The sequence below is a fragment of the Pirellulales bacterium genome, assembly GCA_035546535.1.
Lineage (GTDB): Bacteria > Planctomycetota > Planctomycetia > Pirellulales > JACPPG01 > JACPPG01.
Genome location: DASZWQ010000107.1, coordinates 61,528 through 77,139 on the forward strand (window position 1 = coordinate 61,528; position 15,612 = coordinate 77,139).

General features: G+C 63.0%; 12 protein-coding genes. 8 read left to right on the top strand and 4 right to left on the bottom strand.

Annotated elements, in window-relative coordinates:
• Nucleotides 1-14 precede the first annotated feature (14 nt).
• The 6 genes from VHD36_13330 to VHD36_13355 all read left to right on the top strand — a co-directional run bounded on the left by VHD36_13330 (nt 15) and on the right by VHD36_13355 (nt 9,182).
• Nucleotides 15-1,058 (top strand): glycosyltransferase family 2 protein, encoded by a 1,044-nt coding sequence (locus VHD36_13330; protein HVU88296.1) that lies wholly within the window; start codon nt 15-17, stop codon nt 1,056-1,058.
• Nucleotides 1,051-2,247, top strand: a complete 1,197-nt coding sequence (locus VHD36_13335) for a glycosyltransferase (protein ID HVU88297.1) — start codon at nt 1,051-1,053, stop codon at nt 2,245-2,247. Before VHD36_13330 ends, VHD36_13335 begins: the two co-directional genes overlap by 8 nt.
• Nucleotides 2,248-2,341: 94 nt before the next feature.
• Nucleotides 2,342-3,337: a sensor domain-containing diguanylate cyclase gene (locus VHD36_13340; GenBank protein ID HVU88298.1), complete on the top strand. Its 996-nt coding sequence runs from the start codon at nt 2,342-2,344 to the stop codon at nt 3,335-3,337.
• Nucleotides 3,338-3,538: 201 nt separating this feature from the next.
• Complete coding sequence (galE, locus tag VHD36_13345) at nt 3,539-4,528, top strand: UDP-glucose 4-epimerase GalE (protein HVU88299.1); 990 nt, start codon at nt 3,539-3,541, stop codon at nt 4,526-4,528.
• A gap of 137 nt (nt 4,529-4,665) precedes the next feature.
• On the top strand, nt 4,666-7,077 hold the full coding sequence (locus tag VHD36_13350; GenBank protein HVU88300.1) for a penicillin acylase family protein: 2,412 nt from the start codon (nt 4,666-4,668) through the stop codon (nt 7,075-7,077).
• A 308-nt stretch (nt 7,078-7,385) separates the two neighbouring features.
• Nucleotides 7,386-9,182, top strand: coding sequence for a thioredoxin family protein (locus VHD36_13355; GenBank protein HVU88301.1), 1,797 nt, complete (start codon nt 7,386-7,388; stop codon nt 9,180-9,182).
• A 116-nt stretch (nt 9,183-9,298) separates the two neighbouring features.
• On the opposite strand, the gene VHD36_13360 is transcribed toward VHD36_13355, so the two are convergent.
• From VHD36_13360 to VHD36_13375, 4 genes are all read right to left on the bottom strand, one after another.
• The gene (locus tag VHD36_13360) at nt 9,299-9,622 is read right to left on the bottom strand and encodes an iron-sulfur cluster assembly accessory protein (protein ID HVU88302.1); all 324 of its coding nucleotides are present in this window, start codon (nt 9,620-9,622) and stop codon (nt 9,299-9,301) included.
• Between the two features lie 221 nt (nt 9,623-9,843).
• Complete coding sequence (locus VHD36_13365; protein HVU88303.1) at nt 9,844-11,034, bottom strand: aminotransferase class V-fold PLP-dependent enzyme; 1,191 nt, start codon at nt 11,032-11,034, stop codon at nt 9,844-9,846.
• Nucleotides 11,035-11,345: 311 nt separating this feature from the next.
• Entirely contained in the window at nt 11,346-13,034 is a 1,689-nt protein-coding gene (locus VHD36_13370) for a thiamine pyrophosphate-binding protein (protein ID HVU88304.1), read from the bottom strand.
• A gap of 205 nt (nt 13,035-13,239) precedes the next feature.
• Complete coding sequence (locus VHD36_13375; protein HVU88305.1) at nt 13,240-13,479, bottom strand: hypothetical protein; 240 nt, start codon at nt 13,477-13,479, stop codon at nt 13,240-13,242.
• A 163-nt stretch (nt 13,480-13,642) separates the two neighbouring features.
• On the opposite strand from VHD36_13375, the gene VHD36_13380 reads away from it, so the two are divergent.
• Together VHD36_13380 and VHD36_13385 are read left to right on the top strand one after the other, a co-directional pair.
• Nucleotides 13,643-14,686 carry a bile acid:sodium symporter gene (locus tag VHD36_13380; protein ID HVU88306.1) on the top strand — a complete coding sequence of 348 codons (1,044 nt, stop codon included), beginning with the start codon at nt 13,643-13,645 and terminating at the stop codon, nt 14,684-14,686.
• 135 nt (nt 14,687-14,821) lie between these two features.
• Nucleotides 14,822-15,385: a hypothetical protein gene (locus VHD36_13385; protein HVU88307.1), complete on the top strand. Its 564-nt coding sequence runs from the start codon at nt 14,822-14,824 to the stop codon at nt 15,383-15,385.
• Nucleotides 15,386-15,612: the final 227 nt, after the last annotated feature.

Sequence of the window (15,612 nt, forward strand, 5' to 3'; positions counted from 1 at the left end):
AGGAAATGCGGACAATGTCTCGACACCAAACTTTGCCCATGACCGTAAGTCTGATCATTCCGACGTACAATCGCGCGCACATGATCACGGCGGCGATTCGCAGTGCCCTGGCGCAGACGCGCGTGCCGGACGAGATCGTCGTGGTCGACGACGGATCGACCGACAATACGGTCGAGGTGCTGGAGCAATTCGCTCCGCTGGTGCGCATCGTGCGGCAGCCGAACCGCGGTCGATCGTCCGCGCGCAACAACGGTATTCGCAATGCCAAGGGCGACGCCGTGTTGTTTCTCGATTCGGACGACATGCTGATGCCTCGCGCCGTGGACGCTTGCGTCGCGGTCCTCGAGCGGCGCCCGGAAATCGACGTGGTATACGGCGACGCGGAACTGGTCGACGTGCACGGAAACTTCCTGTGCAAGTACAGCGATCGCATGACCGGCGAACGACCCGTCGGCAACATCCTGGGCGAACTGGGACGGCGCTGCTGCCTGACCATGGTCACCATGGTGCGGAAGACCGCGCTCGTGGGTGTGGCTTTCGAAGAGGGAATGGAATTCGGCGAGGATTACGATTTCTGGCGGCAGTTGGCCGCGCGATCGCAATTCGCATACGTCGACGAGCCCTTGATGCGCTATCGTATCCATCCGGGCATGACCGTGACTTCGAACCCGATCAAAACGCTCGACTCGGAGCTGGAAGTTCAGCGTCGGGTACACGCCATGCCGGAGTTCGCCTGTCTGCCGCGGCGCGTGCGTGCCATGGCCTATTCCTCGCACGGTGCGAAGCAAGCGATGCGCGATCGCGGGCGATTGGCGCGGGCGATGTTCTGGAAGGCGATCGTCACGGACCCGACTAGTTTGACGCCGTATGCGCTGTTGGGGCTGTCGCTGTTCGGCTTGCGACCGCTGCAGTACGCGATTCTCAAGCGCCGCAAGATGATGGGAGACAATATCGCCATCGAGGCCGGAACCAAGGCCATTGCACAACAGCGTGCCGTGCCGGCCGAGGACGCGTCCGATCACGATATGGCGGAGGTCGAGGAGCACATTTATGGTTAAGGTCCTTGTCGTCGGGCAGACCCCGCCGCCATACCTCGGCCAGCCGATCATGTTGCAGCGTTTGCTGGAGAGCAACATGGCGGACGTCGAGTTCCTTCACGTCGGCACGCGGCTGTCCACCGACTCGAACGAAGTGGGACGATTTCGCGTGGCCAAGGTGCTGACCTTGCTGCCGATCATCGCGCGCATCTGGTGGGCGCGGCTGGTTCATGGCGTGAAAGTGCTTTACTACCCGCCGGCAGGGCCGATTCGCGTCACGATGTTTCGCGACTTTGCCATCCTGCTTCCCACGCGGTGGTTGTTCTCGAAAACGATCTTCCACTTTCATGCCAGCGGCATTTCCGAGATCTACGAACGCCTGCCGGCCTGGCAACGGTGGCTGTTTCGGTGCGCCTACTATCATCCCGCGGCTGGCGTGCGCTTATCGGAAACGACTCCCGACGATGCGCGCCGTTTGCGGGCCAAGTGCGAATACGTGATTCCCTACGGTATCGACGATCCTTGTCCCGCCGGCCCTCGCACCGACTTATCTCCGGTTACCGCCGAGCGCCCGCTGCGCATCCTCTTCGTGGCGATGCTGCGCGAATCGAAGGGCTTGCTGGTACTGATCGAGGCGGCCGCCCACCTGGCGGCGCGCGGCGTGCCCTTTCAGTTCGAAGTGATGGGGCAGTTCATCACGCCCGAATTCGGCGAACGCGTGCAGAAGCGTGTCGAGGAGTTAGGGTTGCAGGAAAAGGTGAAGTTCCTGGGAATGCTCACGGGGGATGAGAAGTTCGCGGCCTACGCGCGTGCGGACGTGTTTTCGCTGCCCACTTTCTACGAGTCGGAAGCGTTTCCCGTTGTGCTGCTCGAAGCGCTGGCCAATGGACTGCCGATCGTCTCGACGCGGTGGCGCGGAATTCCTTCGCTGGTCGACGATGGCGAGACCGGATTCCTGGTGGAAACGCACGACCCGGAAGCCGTCGCCGCTCGACTGTCTCAACTGGCCGGCGATACGTCTCTGCGCGTGTCGATGGCGCGCGCCGCGCGTCGGCGATTCCTCGAAGACTACACGTTGTCGACGCACATCGCGCGCATGCGGGAAATGTTTCTGGAAGTCTCCGGCGAGACTCGGCGGGCGAGCGACGAGCCGCAAACATGCCCACAAGAAGTGCGTGAAACCGAAGCCGAGGTCGAGGCCCTTACCTAGCAAACCCAGCGAGCAACAGCACCGTGGGCCGCCGCGGCACATCGCGTCGACGTGAATCGACAGCTTGATCCTCCCCTACGAAGCGCGAAAAGTCATGAGCTATAGTGGATCGAAGTTGGGCCAGCGCCGTCCCTCCGGCGCAGCGCCCCAGAGCCGGACGGAACCGTCTGGCAAGGAAGTCGCCGCACGCGCCGAAAGCAGCGTGCCGCCCCCCTTGGGCAAAGCTTGGCGCAATGGCCATTCGGCGCTGGCCGCGGCCTTGAACCTGACGGCCGACGCCGTCTATTTCGTGTCGCTGGAAGACATGCGCATTTGCGCGGCGAATGTGGCCGCCACGGCGCGCACGGGCTATCACACCGGCGAACTGGTCGGCATGCGATTGACCGAAGTCGTGGCGGTGACTGAAGGCTTCGATCCCGTCGAAGAGTATTACGACGACGCCGAGCTTGCGGCGCTCGCGGCCCGCGGCATCGAGCATACGAAGGATGGTCAGCAGGTCGACGTCGAGATTCGCTGGCGGCGCGTGGCATCCGACGGCGATTCGCTGTTGGTGGCCGCGGTGCGCGAAGTTGTCGTGCCGGAAATGATTGCGCCTCCGGCGATCGAAGCCGATCCATGCGACCCGCTCACCGGATTACCCAGCCGCGTGCGCTTAGCCTCGCGGGTACGCGCGCTCGAGCGACGGCTGCGGGGCATAGCCGCGCCCGTAGCGCTTTTGTTCCTGGACGTCGACCGGTTCAAGGAAATCAACGACACGCACGGCCACCTGGTGGGCGATCGGGTACTGTGCGAAGTGGCGCAGCGCCTGCTGCGCTGCGTGCGCCAGGATGATCTGGTCGTGCGTTATGGCGGCGACGAATTCGTGGTATTGCTCGACGCGGTTCGGACCCGGCAGCAAGTCGAGCAAATGGTCGAGCGGATCGCGGCCGAGATTCGTGCGCCTGTTGCACTGGCCGAGGGGCACTTGATCGTGTCGGCCAGCATCGGCCTGGCAATGGCCCACGAGGCCGCCGAAATTGCCGATCTGTTGGAAATGGCTGATCAGGCCATGTACCGCGTGAAACGCGCCAGCCGGCGTGTGCCACGCTAGACGCGACAGCCCTTCCGTCCGACACGACGCCCGCGCGTCCGTGATATCTGCTATAACCTGCGCGCCAGCGTGGCCATTCCAAGCTGGTGCCGGGGCGTTGGACGCGTCCGGTCGAGCGGCGTCATCGTCGACGTGTCTTTTTCTTTTCCAGGCAGCGCAACGCCGCCATGCAACGGGCGCCCGCCAGGAGCTGGGAAACGCATGCGGATTCTTGTCACCGGCGGAGCTGGTTACATCGGCAGCCATACCGTGCGGCTGCTCTCGCGCGCCGGACATGAAGTCTGGTCCTATGACAATCTGTGTACCGGCCATCGAGAAGCCGTGCCCGAGGGCCGCCTGATCGTGGGCGACCTGACGAACCGCGCGCTTCTGGAAGCAACGCTGCGCGAGAAAAAAATCGACGCGGTGATGCACTTTGCCGCTTTCTCGCTGGTCGGGGAGTCGGTCACGAACCCGGCGATTTATTATCAGAACAATCTGGTGGCGAGCCTGTCGCTCTTAGAATCGATGCGCGCCACAGGCGTTTCGCGGATCGTGCTTTCGAGCACGACAGCCACCTACGGCGCGCCCGAGATCATTCCCATCGCCGAAGACGCGCCCCAGCGTCCCATCAATCCCTACGGCTTCACCAAGCTCGCGATCGAGCACGCTCTGGCCGATTACGCCCAGGCCTATGGCTTCGGCTATGCGGCGTTACGTTACTTCAACGCCTCGGGCGCGAGTCCCGATGGCGCGATCGGCGAGGACCACAAGCCGGAGTCGCATTTGATTCCTCTGGTGCTGCAAGTGGCGCTGGGCCAGCGCGAAACAATCACGATTTTCGGCCACGATTATCCCACGCCCGACGGCACCTGCATCCGCGATTACATCCACGTCGATGATCTCGGCGCGGCCCATCTGGCGGCGCTCGAACGACTACGACCGCGCCATGGCATCCAGTGCAACCTGGGGATAGGCCGCGGCTACAGCGTCCGCGAGGTGATCGACGCTTGCCGCCGTGTTAGCGGGCACGAGATTCCGGTCGTGATAGGGCCGCGGCGCCCCGGCGATCCTCCGGAACTGATCGCCGACGCGAGCCGGGCGCGGCGCGAACTCGGTTGGACGCCCGTCTACACCGAGCTCGACGGAATCGTGGCGACCGCCTGGCAGTGGCACCGCACTCACCCGCACGGGTACGGCGGCAAGTTGTAGCGCCATTGGGTGTGATCGCTGCGGAGTGTCTTGGAGCCTCTTGCGGCTTTTGGCTTACTGGCTGACAATACGAGCATTCGTTCGCGCGCTTCCCTTCCTTCTGTTGCGGCCTTGCCCAGGCCAGGTTGTTGCTCTCCATGCGCAAGCGCATTTTGCGGATTCTGGCGGGGTTGGTAGTTGTGGCCTTCGTCGCCCTGCTGGGCGCCCTCTGGTGGACACATCGCCAGGTCGCGGCCAGTCTGGCGCAGCTCGACGGCGAGGTCGTGGTCGAAGGACTTACCGGTCCGGCAAAGATCGAGCGCGATCATCGCGGCATTCCCACGATCCAGGCCGATGGGCGCGACGACGTGGCCTTTGCCCTCGGATTTGTCCACGCCCAAGATCGCTACTTCCAGATGGATCTGCTGCGGCGTAATTCGGCCGGCGAGTTGGCTGAGTTGATCGGACCGAAGCTCGTGGACCAGGATCGCAAGGTGCGGATCCATCGCTTTCGGGACGTCGCTCGCCGCTTGCTGACCAAGGCCAGTAGCGAAGAGCAGCGCACGATCGATCGCTACTCAGCCGGCGTCAACGCGGGGCTTTCTGCGCTCGGCGCGAAACCGTTCGAGTATCTGCTGATGGGTATCGAACCCGCGCCGTGGCAGCCCGAAGATTGCGCGCTGGTCATGTTCTCGATGTACCTGGACCTGCAGGGCGAAGATTATCGCGACGAATCCACGATCGGCCTCATGTACGACGTGCTGCCGAAGGAGCTGGCCGACTTTCTTGCGCCGCTCGGCACGGAGTGGGACGCACCAATCCACGGCGAAGCGTTCCAGACGCCGCCGATTCCGGGTCCCGAAGTCTTCGATACACGCAAGGCCGACGCCGCGACGGTGTCGCTCTTACAGCCGCGTGGCACACTCCCCCCCGAAGCGCACGTGCATCTGGGCAGCAATAATTGGGCCGTCTCCGGCAAGCGCACCGCCGACGGCCGCGCCATGGTCGCCGACGACATGCACCTGGGCATTCGCGTGCCGCACATCTGGTATCGGGCGTCGCTCGTGTGGAACGACCCGGCCGAACCCGCCAAGGAGCGACGCATCACGGGGGTCACGCTGCCGGGCACGCCCGGCGTCATCGTGGGGAGCAACGGCCACGTGGCGTGGGGCTTTACCAACAGCGAAGGAGATTGGGTCGACGTCGTGGTCATCGAAGTCGATCCGAACGACAAGACCAAGTACATCACGCCCGACGGTCCGCGCGAGTTCGAGCACCACGAAGAGATCATTCGCGTCGCCGGCGAACCAGACGCGAAACTGGATATCGTCTCCACGATCTGGGGACCCGTGATGGATCACGATCATAAAGATCGGCCGCGCGTCGAGCGCTGGGTGGCCCACGATCCGGAAGGCGTAAACATGGGCCTGTTGAAAATCGAATCGGCCGAGACGCTGGAAGACGCGCTGCGGTTGGCCAATCTGAGCGGCTCGCCGGCGCAGAACTTCGTCGTGGCCGACGACCAGGGGCGCATTGCCTGGACGATCATGGGGCGCGTGCCGAAGCGAGTCGGCTTCGATGGCCGGTTGCCTTCCTCGTGGGCCGACGGCGCGCATCGCTGGGACGGCTACTTAGCGCCCGAGGATTATCCCCGCGTGGTCGAGCCCGACGATGGCCGCCTGTGGACGGCCAACGGTCGCGTGGTCAGCGGCGATATGCTGGTAACCCTCGGCGACGGCGGCTACGACCTGGGAGCCCGCGCGCAACAGATTCGCGACGATCTGCGCACGCTCGACAAGATGACCGAAGCCGACATGCTGCATATCCAACTGGACGATCGCGCGGTATTTCTCGAGCGCTGGCAAAAGCTGCTGATGGACGTGCTGTCGCCCGAGGCGGTCGCCGATCATCCGCAGCGTGCCGAGCTGCGTCGCTATGTCGACCATTGGGGCGGGCATGCCGCGATCGATTCGGTGGGCTTCCGAGCCGTGCGGACGTTTCGCCGGCGATTGCTCACGCAGCTTTCCGACGTGCTGGTGGCTCCGTGCAAGAAAATCGACAAGGATTTTTCGATCGTGAAGCTCGACCGCACCGAAGGCCCGCTGTGGCGATTGGTTTCGGAGCGCCCCGAGCATTTGATCGACCCACGCTTCAAAACGTGGGACGAACTGCTGGTGGCGGCCGTGGACGACGTCATCAACGATGCAGCGAAGAGCGGCGGTAAGATTTCGGACTACACCTGGGGCGCGTACAACACGACCCGCATCCAGCACCCGCTCAGCGTGGCGCTGCCGGCCTTGAGCACCTGGCTCGATATGCCGGCGCAGCCGCTGCCGGGCGATTCGGAAAACATGCCGCGCATCCAGGCACCGTCGATGGGCGCTTCGCAGCGGATGGCCGTCTCGCCCGGGCATGAAGAGGACGCTTATCTGCACATGCCGTGCGGCCAGAGTGGGCATCCGCTGTCGCCCCACTATCGCGACGAGCATGCTAACTGGGCCGACGGCAAGGCCGAGCCGTTTCTGCCCGGCGAGACCGTGCATACGCTCGTGCTCAAGCCGGCGGCGTAAGAGCGGTGCAAGGTTCCTCTCGTGCGCATTTAGTAGCCCGAAGCGCCAGCGAGGGATTTGCGCCACTTTTCTATCTGACCAGTCCCTCGCTGGCGCTTCGGGCTAGTCGCGGAGCCTCACACGCAAACCTGAACGCTTCAATGTAGCGCTAAGTCGCCGTTGCCGCGGCGAGCGTCGCAATTAGCGGTGGATTCCGGTTGCTTTCCCGCTGCCGGACTTTTAATCTTACCGTTGCCAGGCGTGGCGGTTCATGAACTGGGCGATACCGCGCACTTATAGCGCCAACCATTCAGGCAGGAGATCTGGTCGTGAACAGCTACTCTCCCTCGGCACACCGGACGTTTTGGGCGGGATGTTTGGCCGTGCTCGCCGCCACTGCGACGTTGTTCGCCCCGCAAGCAGCTTTCGCCGACGAAGCCCGCGTCGGCCGCAAGATCGACGAATTCTCGCTGCACGATGCGCGCGGCGCGATGCGCTCGCTCAAGGATTACAAGGACGCCAAGCTGCTGGTCGTGGCGTTCCTGGGCACCGAGTGCCCGTTGGCTAATGCCTACCTGCCACGCCTGGCCGAGCTCTCGGAAAAGTGGAAGTCGCAGGGTGTGGCGTTCCTGGGCATCAACTCGAATCAGCAGGATTCCATCACCGAGGTCGCCAATCACGCGCAGCGGATGGAGATTCCGTTTCCTGTCCTCAAGGACCCCGCCAACGAGATCGCCGACCGCTTCGGCGCCGTTCGCACGCCGGAAGTTTTCCTGCTCGATGGCGATCGCGTGGTTCGTTACTGGGGGCGCATCGACGATCAATACGGCGTGGGCTTTCAACGCAAAAAGCCGGGCCGCAACGATCTGAGCGAAGCAATCGATGAACTCCTGGCAGGCAAAGCGGTCAGCGAGCCGGTGACCGAGGCCCCCGGCTGCTTGATCGGACGGGTGAAGCGCGCCGATCCAAAGGGAGACGTGACCTACTCGAAGCAGATCGCGCGGCTCTTGCAGGCGCGCTGCGTGGAATGCCATCACGCGGGGCAGATCGCCCCCTTCTCGCTCACCAGCTACGACGAAGTGGTCGGCTGGGCCGAGATGATGAAGGAAGTGGTTCACGAGCGCCGCATGCCGCCGTGGATGGCCGCGCCGGATCATGGCAATTTCAAGAACAATCCGTCGCTCAGCGCCGACGAGATCGCGCTACTGGATCGGTGGATCGAGAACGGCTGCCCCGAAGGGAATAAAGCCGATCTGCCCGAGCCCGCACATTTCGCCGAAGGGTGGGGCATCGACAAGCCGGACCAGATTTTTTACATGCGCGACGATCCCTACACGGTGCCGGCCGAAGGCGTGGTGAGCTACAAGCACTTCATCGTCGATCCCGGCTTCAAAGAAGATCACTGGATCAAGCAGGCCGAGGTGAAGGCGGGTAACCCGGCCGTGGTGCACCACGTGATCGTGTTCATTCAACAGCAGGGCTCGCTCGATTTCGGCGATCCGCAAATGGCCTACGCGCCCGGCATGACGCCCCGTCGATTGGAAAACGGGGCCGCGATCCGCGTCCCGGCCGGCGCGAAGCTGGTGTTTCAATGCCACTACACGCCCAACGGCAAAGCGCAGGACGACCGTAGCTACGTCGGCCTGGTCTACGCCAAGCCCGAGGAAGTGACGCAAGAGGTGTTGGGCTCGAGTTGCGGACAGGTGAGCTTGCGCATTCCGCCGAACGAAGCAAACCACCAGGTGACCGCACGGCACAAGTTCCGCCGTGACACGGTTCTTTTGGGGATGAACCCGCACATGCACTTGCGCGGCAAGTCGTTCCGCTACGAGCTGATTCACCCGGACGGCACGAACGAGATCCTGCTCGATGTGCCGCACTACGACTTCAATTGGCAGTTGTGGTACATGCTCCAGGAGCCGAAGAAGATTCCCAAGGGGAGCACCATGATCTGTACGGCCTACTTCGACAATTCGTCGGACAACCCGGCCAACCCCAACCCGAACACGACGGTCAACTGGGGTGAGCAGACGTGGGACGAAATGATGTTCGGCTTCTACTCCGTGATCACGCCGGTCGACCCAATCGCCGAAGCGGCGGCCAAGGCGGCGAAGAAGAAGCGCTAAGCGAGACGGCGTTCTTGGCTGCGCAAACAATAAGGGCCTGAGCCACCTTCATGGTGGCCCAGGCCCATTTAGCAATTCTTTCACAAGACCGGATGCCGCGCGCGTTCTGTTCCGGCCTAAGCCTGGAACGAGCTGCCGCAACCGCAGCTCTTCACGGCGTTCGGGTTATCGAACGTGAAGCCGCGCTTTTCCAAGCCGTCGTAGAAGTCGACCGTGGTGCCGTCCAGGTACAGGGCGCTCTTCTTGTCGACGACGACCGGCACACCGTGGCACTCGTACTTCGAGTCGATCTTTTCGTCGAACGCCTTGTCGAAGCCCAGGTTGTACTGGAAACCGCTGCAGCCGCCGCCCACGACTCCCACGCGCAGCACGGTCTCGGGACCGAGCTTCTGTTCCTGGATGATGCGTTTGACCTCGCTTGCGGCCTTTTCACTGAGCATGACAGCCATTGGTTTCCGATGCCTCCCGGAGAGGGTTAAAGTCAATTCGTGTAGCCAAGTTATGTCATAATTATACGATCCCGCGGACAAAGGGAAGGGCGCAATTCCGCCCACCTTTACATCGTCCTTGGTACCGTCGACCCCGAGCAGAAAAACCGTACCAGAACGCTAGATAAGGCGCTCGGACGGCCGAAGCTCGCCGCCCTGACATACGGCCCCAATCAGGCCAGGCTACTGAGCTTGCGCAGCCGTTTGACCGCCTCGGCCACGGCCCCGATGGCAAATTCCACGTCTTCAGCCGTGGTAAACCGGCCCAGCCCGAATCGCAGGCTGGCCCGGGTTTGATCCTCGTCCAGCCCCAGGGCCCGCAATACATGGCTCGGCTCGGGATTGGCCGACGTGCAGGCACTGCCCGAACTCACGGCCAGGTGCTGCATGCTCATCATCAAAGCTTCGCCATTCACGTAGGCGAAGCTGGTATTCAAGTTGCCGGGCAAGCGGCGCTCGTCGGCCAGTGGCAGGCCGTTGAGCGTGACACCTTCCAACCGCTCGATCAGTCCGGCGTACAGCCGGTCGCGCAAAGCGGTCAATCGCGGGCGTTCTTCCGGCATTTCATCCAGGCATAGCGAGATCGCTTTGGCAAAGCCGACGATGCCCGGCACGTTCAGCGTCCCGCTGCGGACGCCTCCTTCCTGTCCGCCGCCATCGATTTGCGGCTGCAGTCGGGCCGCCGAATTACGGCGTCGGACGTACAGGGCGCCCACCCCCTTGGGACCGTAGATCTTGTGCGCCGTGAAGCTCATCAAGTCCACTCCCAGGACATCGACGTCGACCGGCATCTTGCCCACGGCTTGCGTCGCGTCGCAATGCAGTGGGATGCCACGCTGGCGGCAAATCGCCGCGATCTCGGTGAGCGGCTGAATCATGCCGATCTCGTTATTCGCGAGCATCACCGAAACGAGGAGCGTTTCGGGCCGAATCGCTTCGGCCAGGCGGTCGAGGTCGATCAGGCCGGCCCGTTCGCTCGTCGCCTGCTCGACGGGTAGAAGCGTAACTTCGAAGCCGCGTCGCGACAGCCGCGCGAGCGGGTCCAAGACGCTCTTATGCTCGGTCGCCACGGTGACGAAATGATTCCCCTTGCGGCGCACGCGATCGGCGATGCCGCGAATCGCCAGGTTGTTGCTCTCGGTGGCGCCACTGGTGAACACGAGGTCGCGCTCGCCGGCCCCGATGGCAGCGGCGATCTCGGCGCGCGCCGCATCCACGGCTTCCTTGGCCTGCCATCCGAACGAATGGCTGACGCTGCCGGGGTTGCCGTATTGCTCCGTGAAGTACGGCGCCATCGCCTCGACGACGCGCGGATCGACGCGCGTCGTGGCGTGGTTGTCCATGTAGACGGGTCGATCGACCATCGAGCGATTCAGCACCCCTGTTCCCGTTTCGCCAGGCGGACGGACGCTCGTGCGACCCCCGCCACCTGCCGAATTCTAGCCCAGGTGTGGCCATTGGCCTACGGTGTAAAGGCCACCTGCGGGCCAGGGCTCGCCACACGCAAGCGATTTCGGCGTAACACCAGCCCGCAGCGCCAGCGAGGGATTTCTGCCACCTGTCGCACGGCGCGTCCCCTCGCTGGTGCTGCGGGCTGGTGACAGGCGCCGTCCGGATTTCACAGGTCGATTAGCGGACCGTAAGTACGCAGGACACTTCCATCCGCGGCGCGATATCACACCTTCTTGCTTAATCGCTCGGCTAGGCGGGCCAGGGCCGGGCTGCAGTCGTCGGTGGCCAGGTGAACGTGGATCAAGCTCATCCCGCTATTGTCAGCCCACGCGCTGACCAGGGCGGCGTCGAATTCCCCTTCGGTGCGCACCTCGTAACCAGTACCACCGCCGAAGAGCTCCGTGATCTTCGCGTAATTCCAGGGATGGACTTCGTTGAATTCACCAGGATGAAGGTAGCGTTCGGTCCCGTAGCCATGATTGTCGAGCACGATCACGATGTGATCGAATTGGTGCCGTACGATGCTCGACAACTCGTTGGACGTCATCTGAAAAGCGCCATCGCCCACGAGCACCACGGTGCGCATGTCGGGACGGGCCACGCCGGTGCCCAGCGACGCGGGAATCGCGAACCCCATCGACGTGTAATAGGCCGGCCCGATGAATTCGGTGCGGGCATGGGTCGTCAATTCGGTCGCGGCGAACAGCGCATCGCCCACGTCCGAGATGACGATCGTGTTGGCATCGAGCGATTCGTTCAGTCGCGCGATCATGCGCGTGATCGTGATCGGCTCGTCGGGCTTGAGAACGTAGGCCGCGCCGTTGCCGCTGGCGCGCGGCGGCACGGGACGCACCGGCGGCGTGGGATTCTGCGCTGCCAGCGCCCGAATGAAATCGGCCAAGACAATGTTGTGATAATAGTGGTGGCGGATGCGCAGCTCTTCGCTGGTGGCGTAGATGCACTTCGAGACGTCGAGATTGGCCGTGTAGATGCCCATGTCGATGTCCGTGAGAAAGGCCCCCAAGAGAAGCAGGCAATCGCTCTCCTCGACGTACTGGGTGACCTCTTCGCGCCCCATCGCGCCCTCGTACATGCCGACGTAGAGGGGATGCGTCTCGCGCACGGCGCTTTTGCCGAGGATGGTGCCGGCGATGGGGATCTGCGACCCCTCGGCCAGGTTCAACAGCTCGTCCTGCAGGCCGAAACGATGAATTTCGACGCCGGCCAGGATCACCGGCTTCTGGCAACTATTCAACAGCCGCGCGGCCTCGCTCACCGCCTCGGCCAACGATTCGGGATCGCTGACCGGTTCGGCCCGGCGAAATTCGTAGGGGACGCCGGGAACGACCTTGACCATGTCGCGCGGAATTTCGATGTACACCGGTCGCTTGTAGCGCGCGGCCGATTCCAGCACGCGATCGATCTCGCGAAACGCGGTCACCGGATCGACCAGCTCGGTCGCGGCGACGCACAGCTTTTCGAAGACTTCCAGTTGCGTGCGAAATTCGCGCACCTTGTGGTGCAGCAGCGGATTGTTCGTGCGTTCGCGCATGCCCGGCGAGCCGGTGATCAGCACGACGGGCGACTTTTCGGCGTAGGCGCCCGCGATGCTGTTGGCAACGCTCAATCCGCCGACGCAGTAGGTCACGCACACTGCGCCCATGCCGTTGATTCGCGCATACGCATCCGCGGCAAAGCCCGCGTTATCCTCGCGGCAGCAGCCGACGAGATTGATGGGGCTATGTTCCAGCATCGAGTAGAACGCCAGCACATAATCGCCGGGAATGCCGAATACGTCGCGAATGCCATGGTCTTGCAGACGGTGAATCAAAAACTCGCCGATCGAGAGCTGGTCGAGAGGCTTGCGCGGCAGGTACCTGCCCGATGAGATTCCGCTGTCTAGTCGCGTCACAACTGCCTCCTCAAAGCCTGAGCGCTGCGGAGAATCGGCGCGTCAAAATGGTCCGCCGTCGGCGCGGATTATCCCCTATTTGTTTGTTACGTGACAATGCGACGTTATGTTTACCCCGACCGGGCCCCCCTCGGCCCTGGAAGCAGCGGGGGTGCGGCGAAGAAACCGCCTTTGAGACGTCGCTCGCTCGATACGCGATGGTTTGCTAACGATCTTTCTGTTCGCGTGCGAGCCGCGCGCGGCGACTGCGGAGCATCAGCCCCCAGAAGCCCAGGTAGGCCGCCACGCACCCCAGCACCATGAGCGGACGGGCCCAATTGTGGTTGAGCTGGTAGGCGCCCACGGCGTGAAACACTCCCCAGGCCGCCACGGCCACGGCGATCAATGGCAGCACCCAACGGAGCGAACTGGCCGGCTTTTGCTCTTTAACATCGGGTGAATGCATGGCAACCGTGTTTCTCACTCACTAGGACTCAAGACGCCGGCGCCCTGTTCGCCACGACGATGATCTATACCATGACACCATTCAAGAGGGCCAACAACCAAAAAGCAAGCGGCGCCGGAACGAAATAGTCGTTGCCACGTCACGGCAGGAGCCCGGACGACTCGTGTTCGCTCATCAATTGCAAACGATTTCGCACGCCCTGCACCGACGGTTCGTTCTGCTGGTGATCGCGTCGTATATCCTGGCCGGCTTTGCGCCCGGGCCGGGCTTGTGGATCCGCTCGACGGGCCTGGCCGGCGTCAGCTTGCCGATGATCATGCTCGGCGTATTGCTCTTCAACGCCGGGCTAGGTGTCGAGCTGGCCGAACTCAAGGAGATACGTCGCCGCCCGCGCAGTTTGATCGTTGGCCTGTTGGCGAACCTGGTGATCCCGATCGGTTTCGTCGGCCTGGTGATGCAGTCGCTCCGTATCTGGCACAATCCTGACGAGGTGCAGAACGTGCTCGTGGGATTGGCGCTCGTGGCGTCGATGCCCATTGCCGGCTCGTCGACGGCCTGGTCGCAAAACGCCAACGGCAACATGGCGCTCAGCTTGGCGCTGGTGTTGGGCTCGACATTTCTCAGTCCCTTGACCACTCCGCTGGGGCTGCACGCCGTGGGGCTGATGACGACGGGGGATTACTCCGAGGATTTGCACGAGCTGGCCACGACGGGGACGAACTCGTTCCTGGCCGTGGCGGTGATCATTCCCTCGGCGCTGGGGCTTGTCGGGCACTGGCTGGCCGGGGCCGAGCGTGTCGCCCGGGTGAAGCCGGATCTGAAGCTCGTGAACCTGCTGTTGTTATTGGTTTTGAATTATTCCAACGCCGCGGTCTCGTTGCCGGAATCGGTCGCTAATCCCGACCCCGATTTTCTGGCCATGATCCTGGCCATTACCGTATTGCTGTGTTCGACCAACTTCGGGGCCGGCTGGCTGATCGCTCGACTGCTGGGCGTCAGCCGCGCCGATCAGATTGCGTTGATGTTCGGACTGGGAATGAATAACAATGGCACCGGGCTGGTCCTGGCGTCCATGGCACTGGCTGATCATCCGCGAGTGCTACTACCCATCATTTTCTACAATCTGGTACAGCATCTGGTGGCAGGAGCCGTAGACTATGCCGTCTCCCGTCGGCGGCAGGTCGAGGATGCACCGTCGCGCGAATAACCTCGCGAAATGATTGGCGTCCCGAGTCGCTTCGCAGATGTCGCTTGTCATGATCAACCATTAACGATTCTCTCTTGCATTCGAGGTGATTTTATGTCGCAGCGTCGTCGTTGGCTTCTCGTTGGCGCATGCGTGGTGAGTGGCTGGCTTGCGGGGCAGGTGAGCGCTCCTTTGTGGGGACAGCAGGAACCGAAACTCCCTCTCGCCGATACGGCCGCTGACGCGGAAAAAGAGCACGACTTGGACGTGCGCGTGGCGCAGGCTTATCTGAAGTTCATGGAGGCCACGCTGCGCAAGTACGAAGAGACGAACCGCCGCGCCCCGAATACCATCCGGCCTACCGTCATTCAGGGGATTCAGGATGGCGTGCGCAAGGCGCGGGAACGGGTGCAACTGGCGCAGGGCAGCGACATCACCGATGCGCAGATTCACGTGGCAAGCGCCGAGGCCGATCTGCGGCTGATCGAAGACGCGCTTTCCAAGGCCCAAAACGCCAACCGGCGTTCGGCCGGCGCCGTCAGCCAGGGAGAAGTCGACCGGCTGATCGCGCAGCGCGACCTGGCGAAAGTCAAAATCGAAAAGGCCAAGCATCTGGCCACCGAATCGCCCCTGTCGAACGTGCGATTCGAGCTCGAGCAACTTCGCGAAGACGTGCAGGAACTACGCTTGATGGTGGCCTTGTTGCGCTTCCGCAACTGACAATTGAGTAAGCCCGCCGCGGACCGATTCCCGCGGCGGGCCAGCGATGTTTATCGACCGGCCGACGATTCGGCCTGCTGACGCGGCGCTGCCATCGCTTGCGACAAGGCCGCGAGCAATTGCACGGCCGGCTGCGGGAAGGCGTCGGGTTCGGTGCTCCAGAAGTTGATCGTCGCACGCGTTTCGCCCAGCTTCACCGGCACGTGCAAGCTCGATTTCGCGCCACG